The 15324-nt window shown below is 63.3% G+C and carries 12 protein-coding genes; all 12 read right to left on the bottom strand.

From position 1 onward, the window contains the following. Nucleotides 1–285 precede the first annotated feature (285 nt). Nucleotides 286–762, bottom strand: a complete 477-nt coding sequence (locus SFA35_RS06375) for a hypothetical protein (protein WP_320576353.1) — start codon at nucleotides 760–762, stop codon at nucleotides 286–288. After that, entirely contained in the window at nucleotides 759–3011 is a 2253-nt protein-coding gene (locus SFA35_RS06380; protein ID WP_320576355.1) for an S-type pyocin domain-containing protein, read from the bottom strand. Before SFA35_RS06380 ends, SFA35_RS06375 begins: the two co-directional genes overlap by 4 nt. 270 nt (nucleotides 3012–3281) lie before the next feature. Then, on the bottom strand, nucleotides 3282–4907 hold the full coding sequence (locus SFA35_RS06385; protein WP_320576360.1) for a glucan biosynthesis protein D: 1626 nt from the start codon (nucleotides 4905–4907) through the stop codon (nucleotides 3282–3284). A gap of 239 nt (nucleotides 4908–5146) precedes the next feature. Beyond that, nucleotides 5147–5377, bottom strand: a complete 231-nt coding sequence (locus SFA35_RS06390) for a type II toxin-antitoxin system VapB family antitoxin (RefSeq protein ID WP_320576361.1) — start codon at nucleotides 5375–5377, stop codon at nucleotides 5147–5149. Between the two features lie 69 nt (nucleotides 5378–5446). Next, nucleotides 5447–6913, bottom strand: a complete 1467-nt coding sequence (locus SFA35_RS06395) for an APC family permease (protein WP_320576363.1) — start codon at nucleotides 6911–6913, stop codon at nucleotides 5447–5449. Between the two features lie 164 nt (nucleotides 6914–7077). Next, nucleotides 7078–8502, bottom strand: a complete 1425-nt coding sequence (locus tag SFA35_RS06400) for a gamma-aminobutyraldehyde dehydrogenase (protein ID WP_320576364.1) — start codon at nucleotides 8500–8502, stop codon at nucleotides 7078–7080. Nucleotides 8503–8515: 13 nt separating this feature from the next. After that, the gene (locus tag SFA35_RS06405; RefSeq protein WP_320576366.1) at nucleotides 8516–9322 is read right to left on the bottom strand and encodes an ABC transporter permease; all 807 of its coding nucleotides are present in this window, start codon (nucleotides 9320–9322) and stop codon (nucleotides 8516–8518) included. Continuing rightward, on the bottom strand, nucleotides 9312–10256 hold the full coding sequence (locus SFA35_RS06410; RefSeq protein WP_320578875.1) for an ABC transporter permease: 945 nt from the start codon (nucleotides 10254–10256) through the stop codon (nucleotides 9312–9314). Before SFA35_RS06410 ends, SFA35_RS06405 begins: the two co-directional genes overlap by 11 nt. A 5-nt stretch (nucleotides 10257–10261) precedes the next feature. Next, on the bottom strand, nucleotides 10262–11305 hold the full coding sequence (locus SFA35_RS06415) for an ABC transporter ATP-binding protein (RefSeq protein ID WP_320576368.1): 1044 nt from the start codon (nucleotides 11303–11305) through the stop codon (nucleotides 10262–10264). A gap of 169 nt (nucleotides 11306–11474) precedes the next feature. Beyond that, entirely contained in the window at nucleotides 11475–12626 is a 1152-nt protein-coding gene (gene ydcS, locus SFA35_RS06420; RefSeq protein WP_320576370.1) for a putative ABC transporter substrate-binding protein YdcS, read from the bottom strand. A 104-nt stretch (nucleotides 12627–12730) separates the two neighbouring features. Then, nucleotides 12731–14179, bottom strand: a complete 1449-nt coding sequence (locus tag SFA35_RS06425) for a gamma-aminobutyraldehyde dehydrogenase (protein WP_320576372.1) — start codon at nucleotides 14177–14179, stop codon at nucleotides 12731–12733. A 124-nt stretch (nucleotides 14180–14303) separates the two neighbouring features. Beyond that, complete coding sequence (locus SFA35_RS06430; protein WP_320576375.1) at nucleotides 14304–15218, bottom strand: LysR family transcriptional regulator; 915 nt, start codon at nucleotides 15216–15218, stop codon at nucleotides 14304–14306. Nucleotides 15219–15324: the final 106 nt, after the last annotated feature.

Below are 15324 nucleotides of genomic sequence, written 5' to 3' on the forward strand. Positions count from 1 at the left end.
CGATCACTCGAGGGGCCTTGCCCCTCCCGCGTCGGCTCACTTCGATCATCTGTAACGGGCAGGGCAGGGGTCAGACGGTTAACTATCATTTTCCGTGTTGTAGCTCACGTAAAGATATTTCAGGGATACAGCTACGGTATCAATTCCGTATGGGTCACATCCTCCGCTCGGGGGCAGAGGGTACGGCAATCGCTGGTAGCCCTTCTATTCCACTGGGGTTCCCGAGCGGTTGATATTCAGATCAACAGCTCGGGGCGGCTTACCCTCCTCCAACTTTGGTCCAAGTCATTCAGCTGTATAGGGCAGAATGAAAGTGAGACGGTCCACCATCATTTCAGTGTTGTAGGTTACATAAAGATATTTTGTGGGTAGCCCACCTGTATCGAGTTCGTATTTATCCCACCCTCCGACTGCGCTCAGCGGGTAAGGCAATCGATGATAGCCCTTTGACTCCAGTGGAGGGCCCAGATTTTCCCTTGTCTGCGCCTGATTCCGCCCGGTATAGCGCTCAGGCAGAGTGCCGTCAAAGATCTCATTCTCCCTCTCGCCATCTTCATGCTGTATGCGTACTGAGAGTTTCACTGCTATACCGCTAGCAGCCAGGATCGTAAGAGATATCCCTTTCGCAAGTATGGTGTATTGCTGGGCACTCCCTTCAAAAATCTCAATCATAGGTGTATCAGCTACGATATGGTTGGCGATCAGCATTTGGCGTGTTGAGCCTAGATTCTTGATGATTGCTTCTATTTCCAGACTGTTCATTCGTACCATCCCAGTTTTCGGTTGTATTCATGAAGCTCCGCTCTGGCTACTTCTAGTGCGGTCTCATCAAAGCCATGCTGAAGTAAACCTTTCTTAATTGCGTCAAAATTTGAATTGACAGCATTCTTCAAATTGCTAGCATCCAACAGCTGTTTGTCGGCGGAATTGCGACCGCCCATGGTCTCGCTAAATTGATGGTGTATTTCTGACGGAATAGTAATGCTTGCTGCATTTTTTATGAATTTCACTTGCTGTTCAGAGTTCACGTCAGGCCTTTCATTTGTGAGAAATCTCTCCAAAGCCCGTCGAGACGGTATGTGATCCACATCCATCCCATCCTTTCTGCTTCTGCTGCTCAAATCATTATAACCACCCACTTCCAGCAATTCGGCCGGAGGGCGGGTTTCCATGATGAGGACGGGCGGCATCTGAGTGCCGGGGAAGATCAGTATCTGCGCGCCAAGCTCGACATCGTTGTCGCCTACGTCGACTTTGACCGGGGAGTTCAGCGGCATCAATGCCGCGCCCCGGTAGATGGCCGGCTTGGGTTGTTCGGCCGGCAGGCTGGTGGACGCGGAGGTCTGAGTGCCGGGCGGCGCTGCCGGGGTCCAAGTGAAGATCCTTGGCGGTGAATCGAGGCGAGCACTGTATTGCTGGTTTTCTTCGTCCCAGGTGGCCTCCAGCACCGGGACCGCGCCAGGCACCGGGACCACGAACAGATGGGCCTGATTGCCGGACGGGCGAATCATCAGCGAATGCGCGAGGGTGATCGACTCACCGCGCTCGGCAATGCCTTCGAGGTCAAGTCCGTTGGTGTCGAGCAGATCGCTGAGTGGGGTACTCAGCGCTACCCGGCGCTCGCCGTTGGCCAGGCTCGAGGGCCAGGCAAGGGCAAGGATGCCGACCAGAAAACCGCTGACCACACCGGCGGTTATCACCCCGGCAGCCGCCAGTTGGCCGACGGCGCTACGGATCGCGGCTTGCAACGCGGCCAGCTGCTGGGGAGGGAAGGGGGCTGCTCCAAAACCTCGGGCGCCGAGGATGGTCGACCCCGCCTGCGCGTTGTTGTACGCGTAGGTTCGGCTGGCTTCGAAGGCCTGTTGCAGAGCGGTGAATGGCGATCGCTGCGCCGCGCGCGCCGCTTGTGCCGCCGAATTCGCTGACTGCTGCGCGTCACGCGCGACGACCGCCTGGTTCAATCGAGCTTCGGCCTGTGCAGCCCGGGACTGCAATTGGCCGAAGGCCATGGCCGCTGCTTCCAGGTAGCGTGCCGACTCGCTATGAAAAAGCGCGGTATACAGTGCATGACTTGAACTGCCAGGGCTTGCCGCCTGCTGCAGACCGAGAAGCGAGTTGAGCGCCTCGAGCTCGGGTTTGCTCAGGGGCGGGCGAGCGGAGCGTATACCCGTGGCGGGCGCGCTGCCCACAGCGTTTCGATGGATTGCGGCAAGCTGGGCGGCGCCGGACTGGTGCTGCTGGAGTAGCTGACTGACCCTGTGCTGCTGAAGGTCTCCGATCGCGGCGATGAGTTCGTTTTGAGCGAAACCAGGTAGTTGCCAGATCTGCAGCGGGATCTCATTTCTGAGACGCTCGAGTCGCGCCTCAAGCAGAGCGATGGAGGCATCCAGATCGCCCGGCTCGGCGTCTTCTGCCTGATCCCGTAACTGACCCAGCTCATTCAAGGAATCACTCAGGATTCTGGAAGCCTGCGCAAGGGCTTTCAGTTGGTGGGCAGCTCGGTAACTTTCACCCAGTGGGCCGTCGATGCCTAGCCAACTTCTGATCTCCTGGGGCGAGGAGCTTTGGTTGTGCTCTCTGAATCGTTGCGCGGCGATCTGATCGGTCAAAAAGAACGGCAGATGGCCGCTGGCGGCATAGGCTTTAACTAGATGCTGCGCATAGGCTGTTTGTTTACTTTGAACAAGGCCGAGGATGGCTTGGTGTTCAGCTGCGGCCCTTTGCCTATCGGCAAGATTGCCATCGGGGTTGGCTGCCTGCTTCGCTGAGGCTGCTTCAGCGGCCACAGTGCTGGGGGTGTTCTGGTGAACTGCGGCATATTCCGAGTCTATTGTTCTAATGTGCCGCCGTGATTCATTCAGCACCCGGCCTGCGTGGCCGGGTGCACCGGTCGTGCTGGCCTTGCCCCAACTTGAGCCGGGTAGACCTGTGTCGTTATATTCTGGCTTTGGGTTGATGTAGCCCTCTATATAGTCGAGGGGTAAATGTATACTTTGATCTTTCTGGTCCATGGCATAGATCTCCTTGGTGTTACCAAGGGCCATGTTCGGCGCGCAGGCTGCGTGCGTATGCCAGACGGTTCTCTGATGCTCGTGGGAAATTTCCTATGATTGGTGAGGAAAAAGGATGGTTGGCAGCCGGCCCACGCAAAAAAGGGGGCAAAGCCCCGAGCTATTGACGTTGAAAGTCAACAGCTCGGGGGCTTTGCCCCCTCCCACTCAGGCCCGACCTGGCCCCTGCCAGGGTTAGTCCTGTACAGCCGTTGGCTCACCCAGCGGCCATTAAGGGTATTTGCGACGGTCCGGCGCAGGCGGGAAATACTGGTACAGCCAAGTCTCGCTCAACGTATGGTCGTTGCTCTTGAGGAACAGGCGCATGTTTACCGGCTCGACGCTGTCGCTGTCCGGATACCAGTCGAAGCTGACGCGGTAGCCCTTGATGTCTGGGCGGGCCAGCACAGTAATGTCCTGCACCTTGCCCTGGGTGACGCTGACGATGGGTTCGATCTTCGCATCGGCCGCCAGGCGTTCCAGGCCACCGCCGACGAAGTCCACGGCAAAGCGCCGCGCCCAGACGTCCGGGTAATGCTCGCCCGGCGCCCAGCCTTCGAGAAAGCCGCCCATTCCCGAACGCGTGGTCTGCACCCGCGCCAGTGGCGTGCTCACGGGCGGCAGCGCGCTCCAATAGAGCTTGTAGCCGAAGGTCAGCGAGTCGCCGGCGACCACCGGTTTCTTCGGCGTCCAGAACGCAACGATGTTGTCCAGGGTCTCGCCAGTGGTCGACAGCTCCATCAGGTTGACCGAGCCCTCGCCCCACGGCGTGGTTGGCTCGACCCACAGGCTCGGGCGCTGGTTGTACCAGTCGACGGTGTCTTCATAACTGGCGAAGTCGTGGTCGGTCTGGACCAGGCCGAAACCTTTCGGGTTGTTGTCGGCATAGGCGTTGAACTGCAGCTTGGGCGGGTTGTTCAGCGGACGGCAGATCCACTCGCCGTTGCCGCGCCACATGGCCAGGCGATCAGAGTCGTGGATCTGCGGGTGAATGGTGTCGCACATGTGCCGCTCGTCGGTGCCACAGCTGAACATGCTGGTCATGGTCGAAATGCCCAGCTGTTCGATGTCGGTACGCGCATTGATGTGCGCGGTGACTTCCATCACCACCTGTTCGGCCTGGCAGTCGATGTCGAAGCGGTAGGCGCCGGTGGCGCTCGGCGAGTCGAGCAGGGCGTAGACCACGAAGCGGGTGCCGTCCTTGGTCGGGCTTTCGAACCAGAACTTGGTGAAATCGGGAAACTCTTCCTGCTTGTGGGCGTAGGTGTCGATGGCCAGGCCACGGGCCGACAGACCGTACTGGCCGGTCTTGTCCACGGCGCGAAAGTAGCTGGCGCCGAGGAACGAGAGAATGTCGTGGTGGTCGATTTCCGGTTGCTTGAACAGGCGAAAACCAGCGAAGCCGAGGTCGCCGGTCAACTGCTTGGTGTCGACCCCGGCGTTCTCGTACTTGAACAGCGACGGGCGGAAGTGCACCTCGCGCGCCTGCTGGCTGTCCTTGTCGACGCTGTACATGCGCACCGGCTGCTTGAAGTCCATGCCGACGTGGAAGAACTGCACGTCCAGTTGGCCATTGAGCTCTTTCCACAGCGAGTGGTTGGCGTCGTATTTGATGGCGTTGAATTGCAGCGGCTGCAATTTGGCCAGGGTCGGTGGCAGCACTTCTTTGCCGTTGACGTATGGCGCGCCGGCCATTTTCTTCGCCTCGGCCTGCAGCCAATCGAAGTCGAAGTGCTCGCTGTCGCCATTGGCGGCGGCGCCAGCGGCGAACACGCGCGCGCTCAGAAGGCCAGTAGCCGACAGCCCGGTGTAGGCGGCCAGGGCCATGGAGGCCTTGAGAATATTCCTGCGATGCATGGGTCAACCTGTCATGAATGAATCCGGCCGCTTCCTGCGCCCTGGAAAGATTGAAATGTAGGTTCGGGCATGCCCTCGTCCAAACTCGGCGAACTTTAAACAGATAACGTTCAGCTGAATCGGTTCGCAGGAAATTTAATTTTTTTGCCTGAGGCGGGCTTGTAAATGGACGGGCGCTTGACTGTCATCAGGATCAGGGCGACTGCACCCAGTTCTCCATAGGAGGTAGCGGGCCGGAATCAAAAGTCTTCTCGATCCTGAGGGTGGGTATAATCTCGACCATCGATCATGAAATCATCGGGAAGGCTGGCGAGCGCGTCGAATATTGCCGAGGCGTTAATCGTAATCTGGCGCAGGACTATCTCCTCGCCCCGTCGGAAGATTTCCACCCGGTCCGTATTGAGTCGAAACTCTTTTGGTAGCCTTACTGCCTGGCTGTTACCTGATTGGAATACTCGAGCGAAAGCCATGACCAGCACCTCTCTGGAAAAAATTTGCGTAAGTGTATACGCATCCAGAGGGTGCTAACCCTGCGGACTTTACCTCCCCACCTTCCACGCATCCCCAGCCGGCGCATTGCCGCGGTCATAGGGCTTGGCCACGACCATGTACACCAGCCCGAGGCCGATCACCACCAGGGTGCTGACCACCATCGCGTAGTTGACGTACCAGGGTGCGTCGGGGGTGCGTGGCCAGGCCATGTTGACGATCGCCGAAACGCCGTACAGCAGCGCGCCGATGTTGACCGGCAGGCCCCAGCCGCCGAGGTTGAACTTGCCGCTGGGTTTCCAGCCGCGGGTGCGGGCGTAGAGCGCGCCGAGGACGATCATCTGGAAGGCCAGGTAGATGCCGATGGCGGCGAAGCTGACGATGGTGGCCACGGCGTCCTGCAGGAAAAAGCCCATGACGATGATCAGCGCCGGCAGCACCCCGGCCACCAACAGCGCGTTGACCGGCACCTGGGTGCTGGCCGAGAGCTTTTTCAGCGCGCCGCTGCCGATCACCATTTCGTCGCGCGCGTAGGAGTACAGCAGGCGGCTGGCGGCGGCCTGCAGGCTGATCACGCAGGAGATGAACGAAACCATCACCACGGCCATGATCACCCGCGAGCCGACGCTGCCGAAGGCGTTGTTGAGCACGGTGGTCACCGGGTCCTTGTCGGTGCCGTTGATTACCGCCTGCATGTCCGGCACGGCGAGGATCAGCGCCAGGCAGGCGAACATCGCCGAGATGCCGCCGATGTAGATGGTCATGCGCATGGCCACCGGGATCTGCTTGCTCGGGTTGGGGGTTTCCTCGGCGACGTCGCCGCAGGCTTCGAAGCCGTAGTAGAGGAACATGCCGGCCAGGGAAGCGGTGAGGAAAGCCGGCAGATAGGAGCCGTCGACGCGGATGTCGAAGGTGTTGAACAGTACGCTGAAGGGCTGGTGACGCTCGAAGATCAGCAGGTAGATGCCGACGATCAACGCCCCGACCAGCTCGCAGACAAAGCCGAACATGGCGATGCGCGCGAGCATCTTGGTGCCGCTGAGGTTGACCAGGGTGGCGAACAGGGTCAGCACCAGGGCGATGACGATGTTGGTGTTGTTGCTCGGCTCGAAACCCAGCATCACCGCCAGGTAAGGCCCGGCGCCCACCGCCACGGCGGCGATGGTCACGCACAGGGCGATCGAATAGACCCAGCCGACCATCCACGCCCAGCGCTTGCCCACCAGGCGCCGCGCCCAGGGATAGACGCCACCGGAAATCGGAAACTGCGACACCACTTCGCCGAAGATCAGGCACACCAGCATCTGCCCGAAGCCCACCAGCAGGTAGGTCCAGAACATCGGCGGGCCGCCGGCGGCCAGGCACAGGCCGAACAGCGTGTAGACGCCGACCACCGGTGACAGGTAGGTGAAGCCCAGGGCGAAGTTTTCCCAGAGGCTCATGCTGCGATTGAAATTGGAGGTGTAGCCCAGCTGACGCAACTGCTCGGCGTCGCTGTCGTGCTCGAGGGTGCTCATGGATCGGTTTGCTCCGTAGGGTGGGGCGGCAGGTTTTTTATGGTTATGGCCAGGCGGCTCGTGGGAGCGGGCCAAGCCCGCGAGCTCTTTTTAGTCAAGCCGGCCTTGCGGCTCTCGCGGGCTGCGCCCGCTCCCACGATGGCCGCAAGATCCGTGGGCTTGCATCAATGTTTGAACATCACATGGCGGATCACCGTGTAGTCCTCCAGCCCGTACATCGACATGTCCTTGCCGTAGCCCGAGAGCTTCTGGCCGCCGTGGGGCATTTCGCTGACCAGCATGAAGTGCGTGTTGACCCAGGTGCAGCCGTACTGCAGGCGGGCGGTGAGGCGGTGGGCGCGGCCGACATCCTGGGTCCAGACCGAAGAGGCGAGGCCGTAGTCCGAATCATTGGCCCAGCCCAGCACCTGCGCCTCGTCGTCGAAGCGGGTGACCGAGACCACCGGACCGAACACCTCGCGGCGCACGATCTCGTCATCCTGCTGGGCATCGGCCAGGAGCGTGGGCTGGAAGAAGTAGCCATCGCCCTCGACCGCCTTGCCGCCGGTGACCAGGCGAATGTGCGGCTGCGCCACGGCGCGCTCGACGAAGCCGGCGACGCGGTCGCGGTGCTGGGCGCTGATCAGCGGGCCCAGCTCGGTGTCCGGGTCGTCCTGCAGCCCGACCTTGATGCTGCTGACCGCCGCGCCGAGCTTTTCTACAAAACGCTCGTAGATGCCGGCCTGGGCGTAGATGCGGCAGGCCGCCGTGCAGTCCTGGCCGGCGTTGTAGAAACCAAAGGTGCGGATGCCCGCGACTGCCGCGTCGATGTCGGCGTCGTCGAAGATGATCACCGGGGCCTTGCCGCCCAGCTCCATGTGCATGCGCTTGACGCTGTCGCTGGTGCTGGAAATGATGTTGGCGCCAGTGGCGATCGAGCCGGTCAGCGAGACCATGCGCACCTTGGGATGGTTGACCAGCGGCGCACCGACACTGGCGCCGCGGCCGAACACCAGGTTGAGCACGCCCGCGGGAAAGATCTCGCTGGCCAGCTCGGCCAGGCGCAGGGCGGTCAGCGGGGTCTGCTCGGAAGGCTTGAGCACCACGGTGTTGCCGGCCGCCAGGGCCGGGGCGATCTTCCAGGCGACCATCATCAGTGGGTAGTTCCACGGCGCGATGGAAGCGATCACCCCCACCGGGTCGCGGCGGATCATCGAGGTGTGGCCCGGCAGATACTCGCCGGCCGCCGAGCCGCCGAGGCAGCGGGTGGCGCCGGCGAAGAAGCGGAACACGTCGGCGATGGCCGGGATTTCGTCGTTGAGCGCCGCGTGGTAGGGCTTGCCGCAGTTGTTCGACTCCAGTTGCGCCAGCTCCTCGGCATGGGCCTCGATGGCGTCGGCCAGCTTGAGCAGCAGCAGCGAGCGGTCTTTCGGGGTCGTCTGCGACCAACTGTCGAACGCTGCGTCGGCGGCGCGCACGGCGGCGTCGACCTGGGCTTCGCTGGCCTCGTGAATCTCGACCAGCACGCTTCCCAGCGCCGGGTTGAACACCGCTTGCAGCGGGCCTTCGCCGGGCACCAGCTGGCCATTGATGAGCAATTGCGTCTGCATGAGCTTTCTCCTTTTATTTTTCGCTGCCGGCGACGGTCTCGCCGCCACGGGTCAGGTAATAGGCGCCGAGAATCGGCAGCATGGTCACCAGCATCACCAGCATGGCCACCACGTTGGTCACCGGCACGTCGCGCGGCCGGCTGAGCTGGTTGAGCAGCCAGATGGGCAGCGTGCGTTCGTTTCCGGCGGTGAAGGTGGTGACAATGATTTCGTCGAACGACAGGGCGAACGCCAGCATGCCGCCGGCCAGCAGGGCCGAGCCCAGGTTGGGCAGGATGATGTAGCGAAAGGTCTGCCAGCCGTCGGCGCCCAGGTCCATCGAGGCTTCCACCAGGCTGTGCGAGGTGCGCCGCAGGCGGGCGATGACGTTGTTGTAGACGATCACCACGCAGAAAGTGGCGTGGCCAATGACGATGGTGAACAGCCCAGGCTCGATGCCCAGGGTCTTGAACGCCGACAGCAGCGCCAGGCCGGTGACGATGCCGGGCAGGGCGATCGGCAGGATCAGCATCAGCGAGATGCCGTCCTTGCCGAAGAAATGCCGCCGATACAGCGCCGCCGACGCCAGGGTGCCGAGCACCAGGGCGATTGCCGTGGCCAGGCAGGCGACCTGCAACGACAGCTTGATCGCATCCAGCACGTCGGGCCGGCCCAGGGCCGCGCTGAACCACTTGAGGGTGAAGCCCCGGGGCGGGAAGCTGAACGCGGCGTCCTCGGTGTTGAAGGCGTAGACGAAGATGATCAGGATCGGGAAGTGCAGGAACACCAGCCCGCCCCAGGCAGCCAGGCGCAGGCCCAGTGGCGCTTTGTCAGAGTGCATCGAAGGCCCCCAGGCGTTTGACGATGGCGAGGTAGATAGCGATCAGCACGATCGGCACCAGGGTGAAGGCGGCGGCCATGGGCATGTTGCCGATTGCTCCCTGCTGCACGTAGACCATGCCGCCGATGAAGTAGCCGGGCGGGCCCACCAGCTGCGGCACGATGAAGTCGCCCAGGGTCAGCGAGAAGGTGAAGATCGAGCCGGCGGCGATGCCCGGCACCGCCAGCGGTAACACGATCTGCGCGAAGGTCTGCCGTGGCGTTGCACCGAGGTCGGCCGAGGCCTGCAGCAGCGACGGCGGCAGGCGCTCCAGTGCGGCCTGGATCGGCAGGATCATGAACGGCAGCCAGATGTACACGAACACCAGAAAGCGCCCCAACTGCGAGGTCGACAGCGTGCTGCCGCCAATCCCCGGAATGCCCAGCAGCCACTGGAGCAGCGGTTCCAGCCCGGCCTGCTGGACGAACCACTGGGCCACGCCGCCCTTGGCCAGCAGCAGGGTCCAGGCGTAGGCCTTGACGATGTAGCTGGCCCACATCGGCATCATCACCGCGATGTAGAAGAACGCCTTGGTCTTGCCGCGGGTGTAGCGCGCCATGTAGTAGGCGATGGGGAACGCCAACACGGCGCTGGCCAGTGACACCGCCACGGCCATCGCCAGGGTGCGCTGGAGGATGTCGAAGTTGGCCGGGGCGAACAGCCCGGCCAGATTCGCCAGGGTCAGGTCGGGGGTGACCGTCATGCTGAAGTCGTCGAAGGTATAGAACCCTTGCCACAGCAGGTTGAGCAGCGAGCCCAGGTAGATCGCCCCGAACCACAGCAGCGGCGGCACCAGCAGCAGTGCCAGGTACAGGTTGGGCTTGCGGTACAACAGGTTGCACAGCTTGCGCAGCGGGCCGCGCTGCACGCTCGGCTCGGCCTGGTCCAGGGTCAGGTTGATCACAGCGCACCGCCGGCGCTGCTGTCGTGCAGCGCGACCATGGCTTCACGCGGCCAGCGTGCGGTCAGGCGCAGGCCGGTGCGCAGCGGGTCGACGGCTTCCTGCCATTGGCTGTTGGCCTGGCTGACGCTGAGGGTCTGGCCGTTGTCCAGGCGCAGTTCGTAGCGCGTGGCGCTGCCCTGGTACTGAATGTCGTGCAACAGCCCGCTGACCCGCACCTCGTGGCTGTCGGCGGCCGGCTCGCTGCCCAGCAGGATGTGCTCCGGGCGAATCGAGAACGGCAGTGAAGAGCCGCTCAGCTGCTCGGCCAACTCGCCGCGCAGCACGTTGGAGGTGCCGACGAACTCGGCGACGAAGGTGGTCGCCGGGCGCATGTACAGGTTGCGCGGGGTGTCGACCTGCTCGATGCGGCCCTTGTTGAATACCGCCACGCGGTCGGACATCGACAGCGCCTCGGTCTGGTCGTGGGTCACGAAGATGAAGGTGATGCCCAGCTGGCGCTGCAGCTTCTTCAATTCGCCCTGCATCTGCTCGCGCAGCTTGAGGTCCAGCGCCCCCAGCGGCTCGTCCAGCAGCAACACCCGCGGCCGGTTGACCAGCGCCCGTGCCAGGGCCACGCGCTGGCGCTGGCCGCCGGACATCTGCGCCGGCTTGCGCTCGCCAAAGCCGTCGAGGGCGACCATCGCCAGCGCCTCCTCGGCGCGCGCCAGGCGCTCGGCCCGGGCCACGCCCTTGACCTTGAGGCCGTAGGCGACGTTGTCGCGCACGTTCATGTGCGGGAACAGTGCGTAATCCTGGAACACCGTGTTGACGTCGCGCTCGTAGGGCGGCACGCCGGCGGCCTCGGCGCCATGGATACGGATCGAGCCGCTGCTCGGTTGTTCGAAGCCGGCGATCAGGCGCAGGCAGGTGGTCTTGCCCGAGCCCGACGGGCCGAGCATGGAAAAGAACTCTCCGTCCTGGATATCGATGCTGACCCGGTCGACAGCCTTGACCTCGCCGAACAGTCGGGAAACGTGGGTGAACTGGACGGCGAGCGTCATGAGGCCTCCTGCTTGGGAAAGCTGGGAATCGGTTTCTGGAATCGGTTATTGGCCGGGCCTGCCCGGCAACAGCGACTGCTGGCCAGGTCCCGCAGGACCGGGCTTGCCCGGGAAGGCCATCACGCCGACCCCGAGCAACCTCTGTCCTGCACGACCGGCCCTGGGCGAATCAGCGCCCGCCCATGATCGCGATGTAATCCTGGGTCCAGCGCGAGTAGGGCACGAACTTGCCGCCTTCGGCCTGCGGGGTGGTCCAGAAGGCAATCTTGCCGAACTGGTCGAAGCCGTTGGTGGCGCAGCCCTCGGCGCCGAGCAGTTCGCTGGCCTTGCATGCCGCCGGCACCGCCGGCAACGAACCGAACCAGGCCGCGACGTCCCCCTGCACCTTGGGCTGCAGCGACCAGTCCATCCACTTGTAGGCGCAGTTGGGGTGCTTGGCGTCGGCGTGCAGCATGGTGGTGTCGGCCCACCCGGTGGCGCCTTCCTTGGGAATGGTCGAGGCCACGTGCTGCTTGTCGGCCAGCAGGCCATTGACCATGTAGCCCCAGGAGCTACTCGCGACCACACCTTCGTTCTTGACGTCGCTCATTTGCACCGTGGCGTCATGCCAGTAGCGGTGGATCAGCGCGTGTTGCTGGCGCAGCAGGTCGAGCACCGCCTTGTACTGGGTTTCGGTCAGCTGGTAGGGGTTGTTGATGCCCAGCTCCGGCTTGGCGCTCTTGAGGTACAGGGCCGCATCGGCGATGTAGATCGGCCCGTCATAGGCCTGCACGCGGCCCTTGTTGGGCTTGCCGTCGGGCAGGTTCTGCGGTTCGAAGACCACGCTCCAGCTGGTCGGCGCGGTCTTGAATACGTCGGTGTTGTACAGCAGCACGTTGGGACCCCACTGGTAAGGGGTGCCGTAGGTCTGCTTGTCGACCACGTACCAGCTGCCGTCCTTGAGGCGCGGGTCAAGGTTTTTCCAGTTGGGGATCAGCGCCGTGTTGATCGGCTGCACGCGCTTGCCGGCCACCAGCCGCAGCGAGGCATCGCCCGAGGCGGTGACCAGGTCGTAGCCGCCCTTGCTCATCAGGCTGACCATTTCGTCGGAGGTGGCCGCGGTCTTGACGTTGACCTTGCAGCCGGTTTCCTTCTCGAAGCCGGTGACCCAGTCATAGGCCTTGTCGCTCTCGCCGCGCTCGATATAGCCCGGCCAGGCGACGATATCCAGCTCGCCTTCGCCCGCGCCTACGGCCTTGAGCGGCTCGGCGGCCTGGACGCCACAGCTGCCCATCAGCAACGTGGTCAATGCGCTCAACAGTGCGGTCTTGTGCACAAACATGGTGATCCCTCTTCTTCAAATTATGTTCGGGGCAGTTGTGAACAGGTCAATCGGTGAAGTTGTTGTTATGGGTGCTGCAGGCCACGCGGGTCACGCACTGCCCCTCAGATCTGTGCAGCGCCGTGGCGGGCCATGATGTGGCGGACCACGCTGTAGTCGTGCAAGGAATCGCTGGACAGATCCTTACCATAGCCCGAGCGCTTGAGACCGCCATGGGGCATTTCGCTGACCAGCAGAAAATGGCTGTTGATCCAGGTGCTGCCGTACTGCAGGCGCGCGGCCACCTGCATGGCCTTGTCGAGGTTCTGCGTCCATACCGACGAGGCCAGTCCGTATTCCGAGTCGTTGGCCCAGTCCACTGCCTGGGCCAGTTCGTCGAAGCGAGTGACGGTCACCACCGGGCCGAACACTTCGCGCTGGACGATCTCGTCGCTCTGCTTGCAGCCGGCCAGCAGGGTCGGCTGATAGAAGAAGCCGGGCCCCGAATGCACCGCCGCGCCGGTGATCCGCTCGATGTGCGGCTGGCCCAGCGCACGCTCGACGAAGCTGGCCACGCGGTCGCGCTGGCGCGGGCTGATCAGCGGGCCCAGCTCGTTGTCGGCGTCACGTTTGCCGGCAAAGCGCAGGCTCGAGACGGCCGCACCCAATTCGGCCACCAGGCGGTCGTGGATGCCGGCCTGGGCATAGATGCGGCAGGCCGCCGTGCAGTCCTGGCCGGCGTTGTAGTAGCCGTAGTTGCGCACCCCCTCGACCACGGCGGCGAGGTCGGCATCGTTGCAGACGATCACCGGCGCCTTGCCGCCCAGTTCCAGGTGGGTGCGCTTGACCGTGCGCGCGGCGGCCTGGAGGATTTTCTGGCCGGTGACGATATCGCCGGTCAGCGACACCATGCGCACCTTGGGGTGGCTGACCAGGTGGCTGCCGACGCCCTCGCCACCGCCGCAGATGATGTTCAGCACGCCCTTGGGCAGCAGCTCGGCCAGCACCGGCGCCAGCGCCAGCACCGACAGCGGCGTATGCTCCGACGGCTTGAACACCAGGGTGTTGCCCGCCGCCAGGGCCGGGGCGATCTTCCAGGCCGCCATCATGATCGGGTAGTTCCAGGGGGCGATCGACGCCACCACGCCGATCGGGTCGCGGCGCACCATGCTGGTGTAGCCGGGCAGGTATTCGCCGGCCAGCTGGCCGGTCTGGCAGCGCACCGCGCCGGCAAAGAAGCGGAACACGTCGACCGTGGCGTTCAGGTCGTCCTTGCGCGCCAGGTGCAGTGGCTTGCCGCAATTGAGCGATTCCAGGTAGGCGAGCGAGTCGGCACGGCTCTCAATGGCATCGGCGATCGCCAACAGCAGGTTGGCGCGCTGCTGCGGGGTGGTGCGCGACCATCCGGCGAAGGCCCCTTGCGCGGCCTGGATGGCGGCTTCGACCTGCTCGACGCCGGCTTCGGCGACCTGAGTGATCACCTCGCCGGTGGCGGGGTTGTAGATGGCTTCGGCTATGCCCTGGCCGGCCACCAGCTGGCCATCGATCAACAGGGAAGTGTGCAGCTCGGTCATGGTGTTCGCTCTGGTCTCGGGCAGTCCACCGCGCGGCAGCCTGATGCAATCGAGACTAGTGCCTGGGCGAGGGGACCACAAATTCTAAATAACGAAGGCAGCGTTCGATAAAACAGATAGCTTTCTATAACGCTTGTCGTTTGCCACCGTGGGGCTGCTCGCGGGCCACGGCCAGGAATGGGTCCACCAGCGCCGGCCGCGCCGTCCCACGGCGCCAGGCCAGGCCTACGTCAAGGGTGCGGGTGAGGTCGGCCAGTGGTCGCGCCTCGATGATGTCGCCTTCCAGCGACCACGGCCGGTAGGTCATGTCGGGCTGTATCGACAGCCCCAACCCGGCCGCCACCAGGCTGCGCACCGCTTCGGTGGACGCGGTACGCAGGGTGATGCGCGGTTGCAGCCCGGCACCGGCCCAGATCCGCGTGGCATTGCGATCCATCTCGTCGACCTGCAGCTGGATCAGCGGTTCGCAGGCAACATCGGCCAGGTTGATCGTGTCGCGTTCGAGCAACGGATGCTGCGGCGGCAGCCAGAGCCGCTGCGGCGAATGGGTAAGCACTTCGGTCTGCAGCGCGTGGCGGTCTTCCAGGTTGGACAGGATCAACACTCCCACGTCGATCTCGCCGCTCACCAGCAGGTGCTCGATATAGGGCCGCTCGTCTTCCATGACGCGGATTTCGACATTCGGGTAGGCACGCTGGAAGCGCGTCAGCAGGTCGGCCAGGTAATAGCCGGCCACCAGGCTGGTGACGCCGATGACCAGGTGGCCGCCGACCTGGTCGGTGCTCTGCTGCAGGCTGCGCTTGGCGTTGTCCACCGTGGCAAGAATCAAGTGCGCCTGGCGCAGGAATTGGTGGCCCTGGTGGGTCAGGGTCATGCCTTTGGCGTGGCGGTTGAATAGGGTCACGCCGATTTCCTGCTCCAGCTGCTGGATCGCCAGGGTCAAGGTCGACTGGGAAATGAACACCGCCTGCGCGGCTGCCGAGATCGAACCCGTCTCGGCGATGGCGATGAAATGGCGGATCTGGCGCAGCGTCATCATGCGGATGCGGTCCGGTTGGCTGGGGCGATGGCTGCGAGTCTATATCTTTTTTACTGAGGGCTCGTCTGGCGTTTGCCCTTGCTTGAAACATCCTGATGCACATGCT

The sequence above is a fragment of the Pseudomonas sp. HR96 genome (genome assembly GCF_034059295.1).
In the GTDB taxonomy this organism is placed as follows: domain Bacteria; phylum Pseudomonadota; class Gammaproteobacteria; order Pseudomonadales; family Pseudomonadaceae; genus Aquipseudomonas.